Source organism: Brevibacillus panacihumi W25, assembly GCF_000503775.1.
GTDB classification, from domain to species: Bacteria; Bacillota; Bacilli; order Brevibacillales; family Brevibacillaceae; genus Brevibacillus; species Brevibacillus panacihumi_A.
On record NZ_KI629787.1, the window covers coordinates 1 to 20,208 of the forward strand.

At 41.2% G+C, this 20,208-nt stretch carries 20 protein-coding genes; 11 read left to right on the plus strand and 9 right to left on the minus strand.

Translation table 11 applies throughout. The annotated features are described in order from the left end of the window. Positions 1–450 precede the first annotated feature (450 nt). The 4 genes from T458_RS56750 to T458_RS53480 all read right to left on the minus strand — a co-directional run bounded on the left by T458_RS56750 (position 451) and on the right by T458_RS53480 (position 3,560). The gene (locus T458_RS56750) at positions 451–942 is read right to left on the minus strand and encodes a LuxR C-terminal-related transcriptional regulator (RefSeq protein ID WP_144083913.1); all 492 of its coding nucleotides are present in this window, start codon (positions 940–942) and stop codon (positions 451–453) included. Positions 943–1,020: 78 nt separating this feature from the next. Beyond that, positions 1,021–1,740 (minus strand): IS21-like element helper ATPase IstB, encoded by a 720-nt coding sequence (gene istB, locus T458_RS53470; protein WP_023555120.1) that lies wholly within the window; start codon positions 1,738–1,740, stop codon positions 1,021–1,023. Next, the gene (gene istA, locus T458_RS53475; RefSeq protein WP_031306277.1) at positions 1,737–3,230 is read right to left on the minus strand and encodes an IS21 family transposase; all 1,494 of its coding nucleotides are present in this window, start codon (positions 3,228–3,230) and stop codon (positions 1,737–1,739) included. Before istA ends, istB begins: the two co-directional genes overlap by 4 nt. A 51-nt stretch (positions 3,231–3,281) precedes the next feature. After that, on the minus strand, positions 3,282–3,560 hold the full coding sequence (locus tag T458_RS53480; protein ID WP_023555122.1) for a hypothetical protein: 279 nt from the start codon (positions 3,558–3,560) through the stop codon (positions 3,282–3,284). 157 nt (positions 3,561–3,717) lie between these two features. On the opposite strand from T458_RS53480, the gene T458_RS53485 reads away from it, so the two are divergent. Both T458_RS53485 and dnaN read left to right on the plus strand, forming a co-directional pair. Further along, positions 3,718–4,503, plus strand: a complete 786-nt coding sequence (locus T458_RS53485) for a hypothetical protein (RefSeq protein ID WP_023555123.1) — start codon at positions 3,718–3,720, stop codon at positions 4,501–4,503. A gap of 624 nt (positions 4,504–5,127) precedes the next feature. Beyond that, on the plus strand, positions 5,128–6,282 hold the full coding sequence (gene dnaN, locus T458_RS53490) for a DNA polymerase III subunit beta (RefSeq protein WP_023555124.1): 1,155 nt from the start codon (positions 5,128–5,130) through the stop codon (positions 6,280–6,282). A 381-nt stretch (positions 6,283–6,663) separates the two neighbouring features. On the opposite strand, the gene T458_RS53495 is transcribed toward dnaN, so the two are convergent. Together T458_RS53495 and T458_RS53500 are read right to left on the minus strand one after the other, a co-directional pair. Continuing rightward, positions 6,664–7,593, minus strand: coding sequence for an IS3 family transposase (locus T458_RS53495; protein ID WP_023555125.1), 930 nt, complete (start codon positions 7,591–7,593; stop codon positions 6,664–6,666). Then, a complete protein-coding gene (locus T458_RS53500; RefSeq protein ID WP_023555126.1) occupies positions 7,584–7,916 on the minus strand; it encodes a transposase in 333 nt (110 codons plus the stop codon). The genes T458_RS53495 and T458_RS53500 overlap by 10 nt, the downstream gene beginning before the upstream one ends. Positions 7,917–8,393: 477 nt before the next feature. Between T458_RS53500 and T458_RS53510 the strand changes: the two genes are divergently transcribed. The 8 genes from T458_RS53510 to T458_RS53545 all read left to right on the plus strand — a co-directional run bounded on the left by T458_RS53510 (position 8,394) and on the right by T458_RS53545 (position 16,272). Continuing rightward, positions 8,394–8,885 carry a hypothetical protein gene (locus tag T458_RS53510; RefSeq protein ID WP_023555128.1) on the plus strand — a complete coding sequence of 164 codons (492 nt, stop codon included), beginning with the start codon at positions 8,394–8,396 and terminating at the stop codon, positions 8,883–8,885. A gap of 4 nt (positions 8,886–8,889) precedes the next feature. Further along, a complete protein-coding gene (locus T458_RS0129490; protein ID WP_023555129.1) occupies positions 8,890–9,648 on the plus strand; it encodes a hypothetical protein in 759 nt (252 codons plus the stop codon). 79 nt (positions 9,649–9,727) lie between these two features. After that, the gene (locus T458_RS56180) at positions 9,728–10,822 is read left to right on the plus strand and encodes a hypothetical protein (protein WP_023555130.1); all 1,095 of its coding nucleotides are present in this window, start codon (positions 9,728–9,730) and stop codon (positions 10,820–10,822) included. Next, the gene (locus tag T458_RS53525) at positions 10,800–11,639 is read left to right on the plus strand and encodes a ThiF family adenylyltransferase (RefSeq protein ID WP_023555131.1); all 840 of its coding nucleotides are present in this window, start codon (positions 10,800–10,802) and stop codon (positions 11,637–11,639) included. Before T458_RS56180 ends, T458_RS53525 begins: the two co-directional genes overlap by 23 nt. 54 nt (positions 11,640–11,693) lie before the next feature. Then, positions 11,694–12,746: a DUF6094 domain-containing protein gene (locus T458_RS56185; protein ID WP_023555132.1), complete on the plus strand. Its 1,053-nt coding sequence runs from the start codon at positions 11,694–11,696 to the stop codon at positions 12,744–12,746. Positions 12,747–12,800: 54 nt separating this feature from the next. Continuing rightward, positions 12,801–13,130 carry a hypothetical protein gene (locus T458_RS53535; protein ID WP_023555133.1) on the plus strand — a complete coding sequence of 110 codons (330 nt, stop codon included), beginning with the start codon at positions 12,801–12,803 and terminating at the stop codon, positions 13,128–13,130. 100 nt (positions 13,131–13,230) lie between these two features. Further along, the gene (locus T458_RS53540; RefSeq protein ID WP_023555134.1) at positions 13,231–14,217 is read left to right on the plus strand and encodes a DEAD/DEAH box helicase family protein; all 987 of its coding nucleotides are present in this window, start codon (positions 13,231–13,233) and stop codon (positions 14,215–14,217) included. Positions 14,218–14,415: 198 nt separating this feature from the next. Beyond that, positions 14,416–16,272, plus strand: coding sequence for a helicase-related protein (locus T458_RS53545; protein ID WP_084568085.1), 1,857 nt, complete (start codon positions 14,416–14,418; stop codon positions 16,270–16,272). 72 nt (positions 16,273–16,344) lie between these two features. Here T458_RS53545 and T458_RS53550 read toward each other — a convergent pair whose 3' ends face one another. Further along, positions 16,345–16,806: a hypothetical protein gene (locus T458_RS53550; RefSeq protein WP_023555136.1), complete on the minus strand. Its 462-nt coding sequence runs from the start codon at positions 16,804–16,806 to the stop codon at positions 16,345–16,347. A 137-nt stretch (positions 16,807–16,943) separates the two neighbouring features. Here T458_RS53550 and T458_RS53555 point away from each other — a divergent pair, with 137 nt between their 5' ends. Next, complete coding sequence (locus T458_RS53555; RefSeq protein WP_023555137.1) at positions 16,944–17,450, plus strand: DUF4367 domain-containing protein; 507 nt, start codon at positions 16,944–16,946, stop codon at positions 17,448–17,450. A 295-nt stretch (positions 17,451–17,745) separates the two neighbouring features. Here T458_RS53555 and T458_RS53560 read toward each other — a convergent pair whose 3' ends face one another. After that, positions 17,746–18,102 carry a YhjD family protein gene (locus tag T458_RS53560; protein WP_023555138.1) on the minus strand — a complete coding sequence of 119 codons (357 nt, stop codon included), beginning with the start codon at positions 18,100–18,102 and terminating at the stop codon, positions 17,746–17,748. Positions 18,103–18,672: 570 nt separating this feature from the next. Next, the gene (locus T458_RS53570) at positions 18,673–19,890 is read right to left on the minus strand and encodes an IS256 family transposase (RefSeq protein ID WP_023555140.1); all 1,218 of its coding nucleotides are present in this window, start codon (positions 19,888–19,890) and stop codon (positions 18,673–18,675) included. Between the last annotated feature and the right edge of the window lie 318 nt (positions 19,891–20,208).

Here is a 20,208-nt window from a genome sequence, read left to right on the forward strand (position 1 = left end):
AAGATCTCTTTTGTCTTGCATAAATGATCATCTCCTTAATGGAAAGTTTAACCATTTACACAAAACTTTTTACGCTCTCTTTTCTTACTACATTCGCACCTGTTACCTAATACCTTGGCGAGACAAGTGTATATGGTCACCTGAACAAATGATCAAATAACTCATTAATCCTTATGGGATATCGTCAGTAAAAGGCAGGGCTATTGAGCAAAAACAATCTTTATCAAAAATGCCAGTAATCACTTCTAATGGATTACTGGCATTTTTGATTTTTGGGCTAATGTCATTAATTGAATTTATCAGCGTTTAGTAGACTTTTTCAATTTTGAACCCCAAAAAATTAATGCAATTCCAATTGGTACAATATAAAAAACGAAAGGATGTTGAACATATCCAAGTGGATAAGAAAAACTAAAAATTAATACAAGAAATCCTAAGATATATAGAAGTCTAGAAATGGTTGTCTTTTTCCGCATGACTATCACCCTTTTTCATTCTTGAACTGTTTAATTCATTATATATATTTGATAGTTCTATTCTCTTTTTGACTTTAAATTTTTTGAAAAGTTTTGATATATAAAACCTTACTGTTGATTTACTAAATTGAATCGTTTTTGCAATCTCGTCATCTGTTTTTCCTAAAAAGATTAACTCGAGAATTTCCATCTCAACTTCCGAAATGCTTTCGAACTTTTGTCTAAATGTACTGTTTTCCATCATAATTTGATCTGATATCAACTTTGAAAGTAATTCAATAACTGGTTCCATACCTTTAACTTCTTTTTCTGAAATTAAACCAATGTAACCCAGTAATTGATTCTGTTTGTAGATAGGCATTGCAATCGAATTGAGAACTATTTTTGTTCTACCGTACTGTCCTTTTGAAAGGGCAAAACTATTTCTTAGTCGTGAAAAATCAAAAGCAGTTTTGTTTTTATTCAAGATGTATTTGGCAAGCAAAAAATGCAGAGTTCGGAAACCATTTTGTGCATAGCCTTGCCAGGCTAAATTTTCATAATTTTAACGGTGGGAAAGAGCATGCCGAAGGCGATAGCTCTCTCCTGTGAAAGCTACGATATGAGCGTGATGTACAAGACGGTCGATCAAGGCAGCGGTGAGGCGGTTATCTCCGAAAACCGTATTCCATTGGCTAAACTCCAAATTGGAGGTAACGATTATACTGATCCGTTCATAACATTCTGAGATAAGATGAAAAAGCAGATCAGCACCGTCCTTGTGAAACGGAACAAAGCCTAACTCATCTAAAATCAATACATCAGTGTCCAGTAATTCCTTCTGAAATCGTGGAAGGTTGCCAGCGTGAAACTTGGTTTGCAAAATGGAAACCAACTCTGCCACTCGATAAAACCTCACTTTTTTACCCTGTTTACACGTCTCCACACCCATTGCAGTTGCCAGATGTGTCTTTCCTGTCCCTACGGGACCAAGCAATATAGCATTTTCCTTGCGTTCTACAAATGATGCTCTCTTTAGCTCCTCAATCGTGACGCTATCAGGTAATGAAACCGACTCGAAAGAGTACCCTTCAAAGGTCTTTATCTGTGTAAATCTGGCCTTCTGCAACAATCGTCGGATTTTTCCCTGCTCACGGGAACTTCGTTCCGAAGATAGTACCGCATGAAGAAATTGAGTCGGGTGTTCAAATGGAACTTGCTCATAGACATTCATGACATGGGCTAATCTCATCTGCTTGCAAAGTTGACGTAATTCTTCCTTCATTTTCGCACCTCTGTCCGTTGAAGTTGATCATATCTCGTTAGATCTGGCTGATATCCAACGAAAACAGATGGGGTGCGACTGTCTTTCATAGGTGCTGGGATGATTTCAGGATGACGTAAACGGTACAGAACATGCTCCAATCGACTCACATCATCTTGATCTTCTTGCGTAAGGCATCTTTCAATCTCCTCGATCTGGTATGTTTTTAGCATCCGAATGATCCAGCCAATTCTTGTTTTGCGGCTTTTCCCTTCAACAGATTGCAGAAAACCCTTTGTTTGACTGGGGAGGAAAGCAAGAACAGAACTGTAGTCGAGAGCTTTTGGCTTACTATAAAGTGGTTGTAACAGAGTTTGTAGATCAACCGGAACCGATTCATCCATATATCCTCTTGGTAGTGTAATCAGCACTTCGTAGCTATCATTAAGTACATCTACCTTGTCCCACCAATACTTCACCCATACTCGTTCGTGAGAACGAATAGAAGGGATCTTTACTGTTTTTTGATCAATGAGAACCTCACCGTATCCATTGGCTTTTACGGATTCCAAACGGAAAGCTTCATAAGGTATGATAGGGAGTTCCAGAAGTTTGATTTTCTCTTGCTCCCAAAGGTCTTGCTGTAAGACTTCCTTCGCATAATGAGGTCTTCTCAAATCTTCAAGAGCTTGCTGATTCATGATTTTCTGTAGTTGTTCCAAATCATTGGCTACAGGTAATGGAACACACCAATTTCTCCGAGCATACCCCACTTTGTTCTCAACATGTCCTTTTTCGTTCCCTTGTGCAGGGTTGCAAAAGACAGGTTGGAAGCGGTAATGGAGGGCAAAGCGTTGAAATTCGTCCGTAAGCTTCCGGTTTCCATCGGTTCCTACAGATACAACAGCTGCTGAAAGATTGTCAAACCAGATTCGATTGGGTACACCACCGCTCATTTCGAATAGCTGCCGTAATCCCTCTAAGAAACACTCTGTGTTCTCCTTCGGAGTAACAAAGACAAATGCTGCATTGCTGTATGGGTAGGAGAGGATCAACATTTTCCGCTCCACCAGTTGACCACCGATAATCGCTTGAAATGTTCCAAAGTCCGCCTGTGCTTCTCCCCCTGGGTGTTCTAAACGAATATAAGGCTCCGATTTTTCGATTTGCAGTTCTGACTTCCGTTTGGCAACATAGTACCGTACGGTACGGTCTGATCCTGCAAAGCCAAATTCGGTAACAAGGCGGTCATAGATACGTTTTGCTGTATGTCTTTGTTTTTTGGGGCGGGCTTGATCTTCCATAAGCCAGGTATCCACTTGTACACGGTAAGCTTCCATGATAGGGAATTTTCCTCGAAGAGGAGGCTCTGCTTTGTTCCAGTCTGAACAGTCTGCATATTTCTTTGCCGTTCTCCAGCTTACACCAAGTTGTTCTGCAATCTGGGAAATGGATTGATCTTTTACATCCCGTAAGTATTTGATATAGTGTTGTTGAGCCATTGCCAGCATTCCTTTCATCCCTCTCCTATCTGTTCACCAAATAGAAGAGTAGAGGGTTGTTTAGTTAGCTGGCAAGGCTTTTTTCATATTCGGAAATGTTCTGCACTTTTCGGTTGCCAAAGTGTGTACTTTTATTTTGCCAAACACATTCAAGAAATCCTTATCTTCAAAAAGTATCTTGTATTTAAAGTCAAATGGCGTATATAAATAAACGATTTTTAAAGAGCTATTTGTTATGAGAAAAATACTCTCTGAAAAAACAGTTTGGTTATAGTTGATTGAGTGTATCCCAGTAAATGTTTTTTCAGCTATTGGAATAATAGATTCTACACCTAACACGCACGCCCTCTCTCCTCTCCCTAGCAATTAGAGTTGCTATTTATACTACACCCAAAATATTACGATTTATAGGTACTTTTGACATGTTTGGTAAAAGAAATGTTAATCACCCATAATTTAGAATTTACTTATTCTAAATGAATTGGGGGTAAATGATATGATGTTCAAAAAGTTCCTCTCATCATTTCTCACATTAACACTGCTCACATTAGCAATTCTTGTTACTGGTCCACCCACACCTGCTAAAGCTAGTACTGCTGTTATTGATTCTTACATCAAGGTTAATTCCGTTTCACGGTTTTCGGATGGGAGTATGATATTAAATTACACCCTGCTTAAGGAATTTAAAAATGACCTTGGAAATAATGTATATCAGTGGATGTCACTTGAGACTTATATGGCAGGCAATCCGAATATATTTATACAATGGGGAACACCCAATAAACCTGGAACATACTCTAGATTATTTGAGCCCCTTGCTAGTTGGAGTGGCGAGGGTAGGTATATAGGAACCCAGGTCCTAAAGATTGGATACGGTACAACAAGTTATGGAGAAACAAAAACTGTTGGAAGATATTTTAATGCCCCTCCACCCTCCGAAACTACTGTTTCTTATCATGAGCTGACCCGAGAAGAAGCTGTTGCTGGCTGGGCATGGCAATTTATTGTTCCAGGAATATTAGTAAAACTAAACCCTACTAGTAGGCTTATCCAGATTGCCGCATCAGCTAGTGCTGGTTGGTCCTTAATTTCTGGTTTTACCGGTTCAGCAGGTTACTCAACGGGACTCCCACAACCAGTGGCTGGTCATTACTACAAACATACCGGTTGGTTTGATGACTTCAAATTCTATACAAAAGTAGAAGTTTGGTACTCTAAAGCAGCTTTTGACCATGGAGATCTACCTATCTATACAGGAACTTCCTATGTCGACATGCCGTAAATTTGTATTTCCAAGAGGGAAAAGAACGCCTGAGAGATCCTGGCGTTCTTTTCCGTTTCAAGATTAGTAGGACATTAGTATTACATCACGTTGTACACATTTTATGTCTTGTACATATTTCATGATTGTAGATTCAAATTAACTTTTGTATAATCAAAGTATATGTAAGTCCTTTTGGAACACTAATGTGTTTTAAAAGGCACGGTCAGCACTCAGGGAGTGTCCGTAAAAGAGTCGTAGGGACAATACGATTCTCATTTTGTTCCAAATGATTCCCGTATCCCCGTTAGTGATACGAGCAGAATGTATTGGACTGCCTTCACCGTAAGGTTGGCCATCGGTTCGCGAAAGTAAGCCGCACTTTGATCCCAAATAGTCCCCATCTTTTTTGATGAGCAGGATACGTCGGGACGCCACAGTCGAAAGACCGGCCGAAGGATAAGCGAAAGCACGTCCACTGAGTAACCTTTATGTATGAATGTGAAATGTAATCAAAAAATTTATTCCATACGCCCAAATGGGTGTTTTTAAAATAGGATATTTCAATTCGTTTTAAAAGCCTAATTCATGAATTCATGAATTGGGCTTTTTTTATATTAAAAATCTATTCAAGGAGGGTCATTCATGGCAATGACAATGGTAAAAAGGGAGATTGTTTGCTCCGACTCACAAGGATTTGCAGCCGCGCTATCTAAGGCAATGAAAGCTGTAGCAACATCTACATCGATTCCGATACTGACAGGCATCCATATCCACGCGGAAGGTGAATGTATCACCATCACAGGATCAGATGATAAAACCATGGTCAGGATCGTACAAAAATCAATTGGAAAGGCAATTGGTTCAGATCCAGTTTCTTTCGTTGTACCAGGAAGGCTGTTTACTGAAATCATCCGTAAATTGCCCCCAGGAGAGATGAAGCTGCAGATTGAGGAAAATAAAGTCCTCATTCAAGCATCCAAAAGTTCCTTCGAATTGAAGACCATGCCGGTCGATGAATATCCCTTACGGTCTTCCAATCCGTATACAGTATCGTTTGAAGTGGAAGGCTCTTTGTTCATGAAAGGTTTAAGCAGCATGTACGCTGCCTCCACAAATGACATGCGACCCGTTCTGAAAGCTGTTTGTTTATCGGGAGCAGGAAACAAACTCTCGTTTGTTTCAACAGATTCGCATCGTCTGAGTCAAATTCATATCGTAATGGATGAGGAGGTGGATACTTTCATGAACGTATTGATACCATCCACTTCAGCCAACGAAATGATTAAGCTTCTCAAAGATGAAGCCGGCAAGGTACATGTCCAATGTAACGATGGAGAGCTAAGGATTTCAGTGAATGGAATCACATTTTCAACCCGTTTGATAGAAGGGACCTTTCCTGATACCAAACGAATCATTCCTCAAGACTTTACTTTACAATTTACATTGAATCGTGAAGAACTGTTTGGGTCACTGGAGCGAGTCAATATCATGGCCCAGGAATCCAAAAACAAAACGTGTTTCTTTCATTTGGTTTCTTCTGGAACCATCCCCTCCTTAAACATCAATGCGATGGGGGAGGAAGTAGGGAAGGTGAAAGAACAAGTCTTCATAGCAGATTTTAAAGGTGAAGAGCTGAAGTTTGCGATCAATGCAAAGTATTTTGTAGATGCGCTCAGGAACATGAGCTCAAAAAAAATTACCATTTTGGGAAACGGAGCAACCTCACCATTTATCATTCGACCTGTTGAAGATGATAAAGATCTTGCTCTGGTTCTTCCTGTACGGATGGTATCTTAATCCCCCTCAGAAAAGGGCTTCTTTATTTCAGCAGACAACCCACAAGTGAAGAGTTCACATGTTGGGGTGAATTTTTTGGGGGAACTTGTTTGCTGTACCTAATTTGAGGCAGCGTGGTTGTCTGCCGTATAGGGGGCACCTACTAGAAATGAAAGGGCGTATCTGAAAGGTTCAGACGGTTTAACCCCTCAAAATTAGAGTCTTTCTCCCTTATTCTCGCATTTTCATATGATTCTTCCTTCTTCCCTACTTCAACCACCTTGGAGTCGGAGTCTAGAAAGGAAACCGTCTAGCGTCAAGGAGATCACTTGACCCCAGACGGTTTCCTTTCTGCTTGTCAGCTAGGTTGAAGTAGGGATCGTTCTGCAATCCTTTGCCACACTACACTTTCACAACAAATGGTGTAATGCGTTGCAGGGTAAAAGCTTTACCAAATTCTACAGGTGATAAATCGTACAAGCTTCCGTGAATCCGGCGCTGATTGTAAAAGAGCAGATAGTTTGTCACGGTTTCATAGGCTTCTTGATAGCTCTGAAATTCATTCCGCTGCAAACATTCTTTCTCCAAAACGCTGTGAAAGGACTCAATGTGAGCGTTTTTGTTTGGCGTCTTTGGAGGAATTCGTTCGTGAACGGTTCGGAAGCTTTGACAGGCCTCCTCGAATACATGACTAATAAACTGCGGACCGTTATCCGTACGGATAACAGGGGGATTCTCGTTGTCGAATTGTTGCCGTTTCCACAAAGCTCTTTGAAGAATCTGAGATGCATGTTTTCCTTCGCATGACAAACCAAAATGATAGTCTACGATCGCTCGATCATAGACGTCAATGAGACTCATCAGGAAAAAGAAACGATGTTCCCCGGCGATAAATCCGTATTTTACGTCCATCTCCCACAATTGATTCGGAGCGGTGATCTCTCGGTTATTGGCAAGCCTCCGGGGATGATGACTATTCTTTTTTCGTTGTGGTTGTAAAAGTCCTTCTTCTTTCAGCAGGCGGTACACTTTTTTCTTGTTGATGATCAACTGGTGATCTCGCCGCAGGCAGACCGTAAGCTTTCGATAGCCATAAGCAGATTCTTCATCCGCAATCAGTTCCGATATCCATTCTTTAATTTGCTCGTCACTGACAGGTTGTCCGTCCGTTGACAATGAATAACCAGGGATCGGCCGCCCTCCATGGTAAACCCGTGGCTTTTGAGAGGCCTTATTTTTCCGATAGTAGTAGGTTGCTTCAAGGATGCCGACAATACGTAGCACCAATTTGGCTGTATACCCCAGCTGTATCCACTTGTCGGCTATTTCCACTTTGTCCGATAAGCTGGGTTCACCTTTTTTACAAGATCACGGAGGATCGCGATTTCCAAATCCTTTTCTCCAAGTAGTTTCTTCAGTTGATCATTCTCGGTTTCCAATTCACGAAATTCTCCCGGGCTCGGAGTATAACTCGTTACCGCTTTGGCTTCGGCAGGAGTGTTTTTCCAATCCGCATGTTTCGAATCACGTATCCAACGATACAACATTTTCGCATCGATCCCATGCCGTCTGGCAACTTGGCTTGCATTTCCTGCATCTTGGGCTTCTTGAACCAGCTGTTGTTTAAACTCGATTGGATAGCGTTTTCGTTGCATAAAAAATCCCCCTCTGTTCTTCTGATACCAGCTTAACAAGATAAGGGGGGTAGACTCAAATCCAATTTTGGGGCTTAAGAGCAGACACGCCTTTTCTATTTTCCTCATTCCAAACAGTCAGGAGGTAGTTCTTTTGAATTTTTCTTCAGTGCTTCTTCGAAATGAACTCAGGAAACGAAGCAAAAAAGCACAAACATTGAAAAGCCCAACAAAACACTTTTATATTCTGGATTGTTTATTTAACAGGGTAAGTGTGGATGGCATTGATTTCGATATGTTTTCGACCAATGACATTAATTGCTTGCTTGAAGCAACCAGAGAACTGGACGACGAAAGGTACGAGGATGAGTTATATCTTCTGTGGTATAACCCTTTCTATGAGTACACAAGGTCATCCCACATAATGTCCGACCTTCATCATAGTAAGGAGAAAATCTATCCGAGTGAGGATGATTTTATCTAGGAAGGATGAGGAACATGTATTTTTCCCAAGAAGATGTAGACTTTATTCAAAATTCATTGGATAACCTGCATATTCTCAAATTGTTACACGACGATGGTTTTGATATTTCTACTATCGAGCATTGGATCGAGGATTCAGCGTATCACTATACCAGGGATTATGGTTATTCTCTATTCTATAGCACTCTGGATTTTTTATTTACAGGTGTTACGGAAGAAGACTGTAGTGGATCCCAATACAACATGTATAAATTTGTTCTTCAGGACGATACGATTCAAAAGTGTATCAATATTTATTCGTTACCAGAACTTCAAAAGAAGCTGCAGAGCTACCTAGTAACCCAGTACGACCCCTTTGGAGGGGCTGAATTGATCTTAACTTTAAAAGAAGATGGGTTAATCATTGAAATCCATGATATTCCGTACCTATACCATACTTTTGTCAAACATCTCATTCAACTAAAGAAAGTGATGGAATCTCTTTCACATTCACAAGAAAGGAAGTAATCAAATGCCCAGGTATATCGTGCAATTTAATGATGATTTTTCGAATGGTACTCCATATTGCCAAATCAAGGTTACTCAGGGCGAAACCGTTCTGGAAGAGTTTGAAATGAGTTTTGATGATTTTGCTGAAGCCATCATGGACTCACGTATGAAGTCACTAAAACCCCAGAAAATCATGGGGATGGTGAAAAGAAAGCGTCTCCGTTCGATTGTTGGCAAAAGGCGAATACCGAATCCTTTGACCAGAATCGAAACGCCTACCCTACCCGTCAATTGTGTAAAACATATCTGGATAAACCGGATCAAAAGGGAGCAGATTGTTTTCGTAGAAATCCCAAAACAACAATGGAATACCTCATATTACAACACGTCTTTAGAAATGGTAGGATTTCCTCGAATGCTCTTCGGGTACAGAATTAGAGGCCAGGAAATCACATCCCTTTACATTTTTGCTGTAAAAGAGAAGGGTCGGATCAAAGGGGATACGGAACTTTTCAAGTTTCCCTTTGCCAATGTATCAAATGGATTGGTCTGCATGGGAGGAAACATATTTCCGGAAATTACGGATCTCGCCCAATTAAGTACCTTACACAATATCTTCTTCACTGCTCCAAGTTCTAGTTGCTATTTCAGTGAAGGACGAAATTTGTCTGGCATATCAGATTTGAGGGAGTTGTATACCTCCCTTCAAAGAAAGGACTTTCCAGATGAATGGTTACAAACCAAACAGATAACGTTTGCTGAATGCTGCAAACGATTTTAGATAGCAAAGACACTTTGATTTAACAAAGGTCTTTTTTTATTTTGTTCAATTCAAATTAACCGAAAGGATGTATATACAAATGACAAAGAAAATGGAAGTTTACCAAGAAACCCTATTCAGCTTTTTGGGAGAAGAAAACCCTCAACCTTTGGGGGAATCAAAAAACACCAAACCTTCTCAAAAGAAAGGAAAGGTAACGAAACCAGTCACTCCAATTCCAAAAAAGGAAGAGCCGATTGAATTAAACGAGAACACAATAATCCGGTATGGCGGCGAAAATATTCCTCTTACCGATTACTTTACCAATGACGAATTCAAAATAGGTTTGGTTGGCAAGGTCAGTACAGAAGAGAACGAGGAAGAGGAACTTCGACCAATCACCGCGGATGATATTCGGAAAAGACTTGAACAGGACTTTGCTGAACTGACTGAAGAATTGACCCATATGTCCTGGATAAAAGAGAAGAATCTCATTGTTCCAATTCTCCAGGCTCGCAAAAAAGGAGCCGGTATGAAGTTGGGTCGCAGACATGGCATCTACCTTGATATCCAGGATGCTGTCGAGCACAAACGTACCCACATGTTCTTTCCGGCTTCCGATGGTAATGTGTATCACATTCGGGAAACGGAATGTCTTACCATTTGCACAAAAACAAATCATGTACCAGACCTTCCAAATCTAAAGGAGGGTATCCGATTCAAACTTCCAAAAATCGAATGGGATATATTATCCGAGTTCATGAAAATCTCCCGATATTATGCAATGCAATATGAGACCGAGGTCCATGGGGAAGTTTACTGGAATGGTACAAGATACTTTCTATTCATTCCAAAACAAGAGGTAAGCAAAGAATGGGTTGAACCAACAGAAATTTTTACCCAGGATGAGCAAGCCATCAAAGTGATGGAAATACACAGCCATAACCTGATGAATGCCTACTTTTCAGAACAAGATAATGAATCTGAACAGGCCCCCATCTTGTATGCAGTTGTTGGTCGCGTGACCGATTTCCTTCCACAAATCCAGGTAAGAACATGCCTGAATGGGACATACCTTGCTGTTGATCCCAAGGAAGTGTTTGATTCACCTTTTGGAGCATCGAGTGTTTCTTATGAATTGGAACAGATAAAGGTGAAAGGAGATTCAAACGATGATCGATCTGCAGCTGAATAAGCAGTTTAAAAAGATCTTCTTCTATATCGTTCAGTTAGGCGCTGGTGGTAATGGGGGATACATTCTTCAACAATGCGCCCAGATGATGAACATCTTCCACGCCAAAGGCATGTATGTTGTTGCGGATCCAGATGTAGTGGAAGAGAAAAACTTGGCCAACCAATTATTTATCAGCAAGGATGTAGGACTTAAAAAGGCTTCTGTGTTGGCAAAAAGATACAGAAGCCACTATAACCTTCCTATCGCTGCCTATGATGAGAGATACATCGAGGATGTGCAGAGTCTTCATCGATTGTTTCAGCACACCGATTACACCGGTTGTTACCGATGGGATACCTTCATGTTACCGGTACTGATAGGGGCAGTAGACAATAACTTCACTCGCCAAGTCATGAATGACTATTTTCTAAGTCAAGACAACCTATTGTACATTGACGTCGGAGTCGAAAGTGCATGGGTACCACAAGATCAACGGCCGCCAAGCGAATGGTCCGAACATGAAAAAAAACGTCATAATCAAACGGGATGGACTGGTCAAGTAGTTGCCGGCTTACGTCTGGATGGTAAAACCGTTTTGGACCCGGTTGCCGAACGATTCCCCGATATTTTGTTGGATCAGGATGAGATCGCGCCCTCCGAGATGGCTTGCTCCAATGTCGTTTCGTCGGAACCCCAGCGTTTGATCACCAATCGTTTAGCAGCTCAAGCCGTTGCCGGGTATTTAAGTGAGATCTTTGGCGACAAGACGATATCCAATCACGTTACGTTCTTCCATGCAAAAAAACAGTACATGCGTGCAGAACGAGTAAATCTATAAAACCAAAAAAGGAGGGAGTCCTCTGCGTGCAATTTGCAGGGGGGCTTCCCCCGCGTGCGCAGAGGGCGTCAGAAATGGCTCGTATTGCGTCTGAAAGCAAAGGGGGATATTACCCCTACCCCTGAGAAAGAAATTCGTCTGGTGGCATCCAGATTGCGTGTACAGGGCTCCGGGAATTTACACCTGTTAGACCCTTGCTGCGGAAAAGGAGAAGCCCTTCGAGCGATCGCAGAGGTATTGCACCACGATCACTCTAAAATTCAAACCTATGGGGTTGAGTTGGAGAAAGAGAGAGCTGCCAATGCCGGTAATGTTTTGGATCAGGTTATACAAGATGGCTATGAAAATATCCGAACCGAGGACAAATTTTCATTACTATGGCTAAATCCACCGTATGATAACGGGTTTACAGAACGTGTGGAGACCACTTTTTTGCGTAGATTAACAAACAAATCTACTAACGTACTTTTAAAAGGTGGTTTGCTACTATTCTGCATCCCTCAGTACGTCTTGGATGATGCCGCGCTATTGTTAGCCTCCCGGTTTTCAAACATCAAAGTATATCGCTTTACCGATGAGAACTATCCTGCATTTAAGCAGGTCGTTGTCTTCGCAACACATGAGCGCCCTGATCCGGATGAAAGAAAACAAACAGCACTCCACTTACGAGAGATCGCTATGCAGAGTCATGAATCACTTCCCAGTCTTGAGGAAGCAGACGGAGTTACCTTTCATCTTCAGCCAATTGATGATGAGATTCGTCTATTTCGGGCCGGCAAATTACATGAGGAAGAGTTGGCCAAAGATCTGCACTCCTCACCCGTCTTCCAAACCATTTCAGAGTGGTTTTCTCCTGCAAATTCTCGTAATGCCGAACTGAAAAACCCTGTACTTCCTTTAAAACCAACACACTATGCCCTAGCAATAGCAGCAGGCGCCGTTGGAGGAAATATGGGGAATCATTTGTTAGTCGGTGTTACCAAACAAATACAGGAGCATTCTGACACGTTTAATGATGATGGCAACAAAACGGGGGAAGTAACCATAAAACACCACAAATCTATTGTTCGAGTGTTTACCAAAGAAGGCATTTTTGACCTGGAATAGGAAGGGTCAACCTTTGTCCCCTCATCAATCAACTCGAAAGGAGAAAATTTTAATATGAAACATCTTGAGCAATCCAAATTGAAAGTATCCGAGATGGTAGAAGGTAAAGAATATTTATTTACCGATTGGTTCTTCACAGAGCTTACTAATGAGAAAACCATTATCAAAAAAGAGAGATTTGCTTTTTACGTGACATATTCGGGAGGAGACTTTGAAAAAGATCAGACCGTCGTTTTTGATTATGATGCTTTCGCCTGGTTTGATTATAACGTCGATGTGTCTAACCTCACTCTATCGGAAATAGTGGAAGCATCCGTTGAATTCTACACCTTATTTATGTCAAATTCACTAGATGATGATATGCACGTTCAGGTGATCTTGTAAGCAATTCCTTGACATTCTAAATATTGAAAGGGGGTAGCCCTGAGAGCAGTTATTACTCAGGGCTATTCTTGCCCTGAGTATCCTGCTTGGGGCAATCAATATGAAAATATCACTATCCACGATCGATCGCTATTTTGAAGCTTTTATGCATTTTGCAGTTGTAGAGACTGACTCATCTGGAAAAAATAACTGCCTGATCGCGGCATCCTACGTAGGATTGGAAACTTCCGTTCGTGCCATATCAGCCGGGATTATTGAAAGTCGTGAGGTACAGATTGAATCAAAAGCTACCTATAGCAGAAGCACGAAAGATAAGTACAGAAGGATCGAAAGACCAATCGGATTAGGTGATGTTGTACACGGGATGGTATTAAACAGTCGTGCAACGATAAATGGGCTGGAGGAAGCTGGTGGCCAAGGCGATGCTTATATTTTTGCTTCGGACGGCGATTTACAAAAGGCTTTCGGAGAACACATATCGAGTCGCTTTGGATTACCAAACGAATGGTTGTATCAATACGAGTTTCTATTCCGGAAGTACCTAAAACCATTACAGATTATTCGTAATCCGATGACTACTATGTGGGATGCTCTCCAGGTAGTAAAATTAAGCATTTCTGAAGAGGAAGTTCTAAAGATCGTTAGTAGAGCCATTCAAGATGGATACCTAGAAATTCCTCAGTCGATCATCAACGGAACATATACAAAAGGAATGAACATGCAGGAGTATCTACGGGCAAACGCATCCATATTGGCAGAAAAACTGAACGAAAAACAACCTCGACATACTCCTAGCCAAACATTACACCCAGCAATTGGTCAGATGAAACGTATCCCTTTTCCGGCCCAAGCACATATGATTCAAGGTCTTGTAAATACCTTAAAGTACGAGAATAGTGTGTTTACATGTTCCGATATGGGAACTGGAAAAACGATACAGTCTATTGGCGTTGCCCATGTCATGCATGAACAACGAAAAAATAATGGTTCAAAACGTGGAACTGCTGTATTGATTTCAGCACCAGGTATTACTATTCCAAAATGGGCAAAAAAGGAGATTGCCGGAACAGTCAACGCAAAAACCTAGATCATTCAAACCGGTGAAGATGCTTTGAGATTACTCCGTAAAATCAGGGCCGGATATAAGCCAACTGGACTTGAGTTCTGGTTGGTAAGTATCGACCGGGCAAAGCTTGGATCAGAACCTTATTTTTCTGGTGTTTGGAAAAGGCAATCCGGAAAGAAATTCACGTATTCCTGGCATTGTCCAGAATGTCATCGACCATTGGAACGATATGACAAAGATTTGGACGAGATGGTGCCATTAACATGGGAGGATTGTGCCGAAGGTGTTGCACCTATGCAGGAAATTCATGCTGCATTAAAAAGCCATACACTGAACGCCAATGGATTACCTGCAGATTATGTTGTCAAATGGGAAAGAACTAATCGGATGATGCAATGCTGCCATGAAGACTGCTCAAGCAAACTTTGGCGCCCAGCATTAAAAAGTCGTGGTGAAACGCGAAATAAACCAAGAGTCAACATATCTCGGGTATTAAAGAAAACCAAGAAATTCTTTGATCTATTGATTGTAGATGAGGTACATCAATGCAAAGCAGATGGATCTGGTCGTGGGGACGCACTTCATCAGCTGGTAGGATCAGCTAAAAAAAACCTCTTGTTAACCGGAACATTGGTGAACGGAAAATCAACATCGATCAAGGAAATATTGTGGCGTACCGATGCAAAGGCGCTACTAAGCCAAGGTTTCGATCGCCATACAGGGATGGTTCAGTGGGCAGATCGCTATGGTAAGTTAAAAGAAGTTGTCACTCTTAAAGAGGTTGATGACGGATGGGTTACCCGGCAAAAGCGCGTTCCACAACAACCACAGGAGGAACCAGGTATAGCTCCGCAGCTGACTGCTCAGTTTTTGTTGCACAAAGCTGGGTTCCTAGAACTTCCGGATATGGGACTTCCTCTTGTTGAGTTAAAAGAGTATCCCATATTCATCGACATGGACGAGGACCACAAGCAGGCATATAATCGCTTTCACAATCATCTGCAACAGGAATGCAAGTTACGCTCGCGATTAGGGATTAAAGGCGCATGGTCAAAATTTATACCAAGCACCATTAATTATGCCGATGTTCCTCATCTTGGAGGTTTTGTTGCCTTTGGGGCTTGCCGCGGCGATGAAACAGGTACGAAAATTACGGCTCCTTCTTTTGGAGAAAACTACTTTCATGCTAAGGAACGTAGGTTGGTTGAAATCGTTCGGAAGGAGTTATCTGAAGACCGCGGTGTTGTTATCTACAATAACTATACGGACTCCTATGGTTTGAACGAACGCACAAAAGAGGTTCTGAATCATCATGGGATAGATGCGGTCATCTTAGATGAACCAAAACCGGATAAACGCCAGGAGCGCATAGATGAGTTAGCCGCCAATAATGTGAAGGTGATTATTTGCAACATGAAGCTCGTTGAAGTGGGACTCGATCTGCTGCCATGGCCAACTATTATCTACAATCAATTGAACTATGATGTCTCGACCGTTCGTCAGGCATCTCGTCGAGCGTGGCGTATTGGACAAGAAAGAGAATGTAGAGTCTTTTATCTGGTGTACAATGGGACTCAACAAATGGCTCAGTTTTTGCGTATTATGTCAGCCCGCGGTCATGCCATGATGGTTGAAGGAAGGTTGGATAAATCGGCATTAGCTCAATATTCGCGTGACTCCCAGTCTGCCCTGGCATCTGATTTGGCTAATTGCTTTGCTGGTTCCGATGTGGCAGATGCATGGACAAAATTAGCTGCAAAAGATATTGAGGGCGTTGAATTGGTAAAAGAATCTGATTTCAAAACCGTTTTACAAAATCGCATGAAATCAATGGCCAATGAAACGAGGCGGTTGTGTGGTTTGCCTCCTGTAGATGATACTGTTTCTGACGAAGACTCCAAGGTAATTGACTTGCAAGAGGCAAGGGGAAGGAGAAGCAAGCATAAACCAGAGAATCAAGCTCAATCCGAGCAGCTGGATCTCTTTGAGCTTTACGACATCAAGGTGCTGCAAATACAACCAAAGAAAAGAATACCAATTTCAAACAATCAACTGGCATTTGACTTTGGGTTCTAATTGAAAATCAGGTTCCTATAAAGGGGAACCTGATTTTTTTTCACCTCAAGACTATATGAATATTCTTACAGGTTATTGCGAAACCTCACCAACTGGAATTTCAACATAAAATCCTCCTTCAGTATCGTTGTTCGTCCTTGATTGCCATGTTAATTTATACCTCCCTTGCTCACGATACCCGAGATTGAAAATAGTCATGGTGTTAACTTCACCAATAGTTTTACTCCACACTATGTCTCCATATGTATCATATAATTTCCATATTGTGCTCGCTTGTTCGCCTCTATGAATTCCCTGTTGAAAAAGATGTAGTGATATATAGCCATCTTCATACAAATGAATACTGACCTCATCATGATCTCCAATATCAGTAGGGCGAACTAAAAATGGACCCCATTTTTTATAAATGGCGAGTTTATCAATAGTCTGTGGTGAATTTTTATTGGTTTGACTTTCTGCTGCAAAACTAGGTATGAAAGAGCAAAATACTAAACCTAAGGTAAGAGTGGAAATCAAAGCTTTTCTCAGCATCATATTTAACACCCCTATTTTTTAATAATATTTAGAATTCTGCATCCTTATTCTTTATCCTTCCTGTTCTTACAAAAAATGAGAATAAAATTTTCTTGTCTTAGGAAAACTACTATTACTTTACAACTAGGGGTGAATTCATGAGAATTATTACGGTTTTCTTTCTAAGTCTATGTATTGTATTAAGCCTAATTATAACTGTGATACATGCTGAAACCTTCAAGTATGGTCCACATAACACAATTACGATTGAAGCACTGCAAAAAGAAATTGATTTCAATTTACTTGTACCAACCAAAATACCCAAAGAATGGGTATTAGAAATAAAAGATGGTCCTCGGAAAAATGGAAAACATGAATATTGTAATTTAAATTTTTTGGACAAAAATGATCAATACTTAATGATGTCTCTAAACCAAAAAAAAGCCATATTTAAGGAACTGGATTCTTACCAAAACATCGGTGACAATACTGAGATTGTTCAAATAGGTAGCATTGAAGGACATTACGAAGCTTGGGTTGGTACCAGAAATGGTAATATTCCTGGTGGATTTTTACGTTGGATTCAAAAAGGTACTTATGTCGAAATGGTAAGTTCAAGACTGTCTAAAGAAGAAATGGTCAATATCGCCAAATCCATAAAGTAGGACACCCGAAAAAGTATGGAAATACGTTTGCGGATTATGTTAGGCGGCGCTGTTACTACCCCTACAGCTTCGAAACGAGTTCCAGGACAGCTTACAAAAGCGTTAAATTAATGTATGGTAATCGCCTAGACAGGATTGGTACGAAATCAAATCACGAGAAAGTGAAAATCAATAGATAACATCAAGATAACACAAAGCCCCATACCTTAAAGTATGGGGCTTTGTGACATCATCCTTTTTGGTTTGTATTTTACTATAACCTATGATTGAAATTTTTTAACTATGACAATTAATATTATCTTCCCTGTGTTGCTGTCAGTAAAAATCGATTTAGACGCTCTTGGCATTCGGCGCGCAAAATCTCCCGGTTATAAATGCTTTCATACTGGATACCATTTACCTTGACCAAGACATAGTAGATAAAGCCATCTTGTGTTTCTTGCACATGAATCTTCCCACCGAGACGTCCAAATTGGCGGCGATAATCATGATGTTTACGTTCAGCCCATAACGAAATCGCGTCCAAAACCGGTCGATAGGACAACTTCAGCTCGACCAGATCCATACTTGCCGCATCCCGGGCTACTGCTTTAAAAAGCAGACCGTAAACAATAAATTCAGTTAAGATCTCACGCCATTGATCATTTTGCATATAATCACCCGTACAAGGAACGTTTGTTCGTAATTATTATATGCGAACGAGAGGCGAACGTGCAAATGTGAACAATTAGGACCCAGAAGAAAAACGTGTACAATATTGATGTTACAATGCCTGCTCCATTTCCCAACCCTTACGAACAGCAAGTGCCTGGAAAAAGACATTCACTATGTCTGGTGAAAACGACCAATGGCTGAGTGACCTTAATAGGTTGAACTCGTGGTATCCGCCACCGTATAAATGGAGACCCAAATCAATGAGATCCTTATACTGAAGGGGCACCTGCAAGTCATCTTCATGGTCAGTGTACCAAGTAAATGGATGATCGCCTGGTTTCCCCTGGTGAATGTCAAACAAACCTGGATACGAGATAATATAACAGGGATTGTAAATTATTTTGTGTAAATGGGTTTTTAAGAAATAAAAAGTCACATCGAAGGCTTTACATGGAGGGGCGGGCATGATAGGCTCGTTTGCCATGCGATGCATGTTTTTACAGGGATCGCCCAATCGCAAGATCTCATGCCCGCAGAGGCTCCATGTCAAGCCGGCTCAACCGATGGATCAGGCGGACAGTTCCGCTTGCAATCTGTCTCCAAAATGGATAGCAAGCTGCGATATACATTCTTTCCAACTCCTGACTGGCATAGTCCACTTCTTCGAAGCCTCAATCGTTGCAAGATAGATGATCTTCCGTAGGGCGTCGTCGGTTGGATAGGCAGTTTTCGTTTTGGTTACTTTGCGGAGTTGACGGTGGTATCCCTCAATAATATTTGTGGTATAGATCATCTTACGAATTTCAGCAGGATAGTTAAAATAGGCGGTCAACTCAATCCAGTTATTTTCCCAGGAGCGAATGATAATGGGATATTTTTTCTCCCATCTCTCTTTAAACGTAGCGAAAGCCACCTCGGCTTCTTCTAATGTAAGAGCTTGATAGACTTTCTTTAAGTCTGCCAAGACTAGCTTCTCTTCTTTGAAGGGAACATATTTCATTGAATTACGTATCTGGTGGATGACGCATAGTTGAATCTGGGTTCTCGGGAACGCAGCATTAATTGCCTCTGAAAATCCTGAGAGTCCGTCCTTACACGCGATCAGGATATCTTCTACCCCGCGACTTTTCAACTCCGTACACACATTTAGCCAAAAGCTAGCACTCTCGTGCTCGCCAATCCAGATACCCAAAATGTCCTTATGTCCTGATACTGTAATGCCTAGAACGCTGTATGCTGCTTTATTGATGATCCGATTATCCTGGCGAACTTTAAAATGAATAGCGTCAAGGAATACAATGGGATAAACGCGGTCAAGAGGCCTACATTGCCATTCCGCCACCATTGGCATGATCTTATCCGTTACTTTACTGACCATCGCCGCTGACACTTCAATCCCATATAAATCCTTCATGTGTTCCTCGATGTCTCGCGTAGACATTCCTTTCGCATAGAGAGCAATGATTTGCTCTTCTAAACCATTTGCGGTAGTCTCGTGTTTTTTCACAATATGAGGTTCAAATTCGCCGTTGCGATCGCGAGGCACACGAAGTTCTGTGTTACCAAACTTCGTTTTCACTGTCTTTTTGCTGTAGCCATTTCGACTATTTCCTGTATGGTCACCGTCGGAACTATGCTTGTTGTAGCCTAAGTGATCATCCATTTCGGCTTCAAACAACTGCTGGATCGTGTCACGAAACAGGTCCTTCAGCATCACATGGACGTCCTCGATGGTGCGGCAATCCTTTGCTAATTCTTTGATCGTAAGATCTCTTTTGTCTTGCATAAATGATCATCTCCTTAATGGAAAGTTTAACCATTTACACAAAACTTTTTACGCTCTCATATAACATGCTACCTGATACTCGCGGTCGGGGTTTTGTTTACGTGCTTCTGGAAAGAGAAGTAACATCTTTTTATAGTTCTGCTCATGTTCATTGCTTACAAAATACATACCATGTCCCTCCTGAGTCCTTTTTATTCAGTATGGGCACAGAACATGCTACTTAAGCGCTTATTGAAAGATATTTAAGATTTCATTTCTCTTGGTAGAATGTAAAATAGTGGTATGCCTATATTGGGACAATAACCCAGGGGGGTTAAT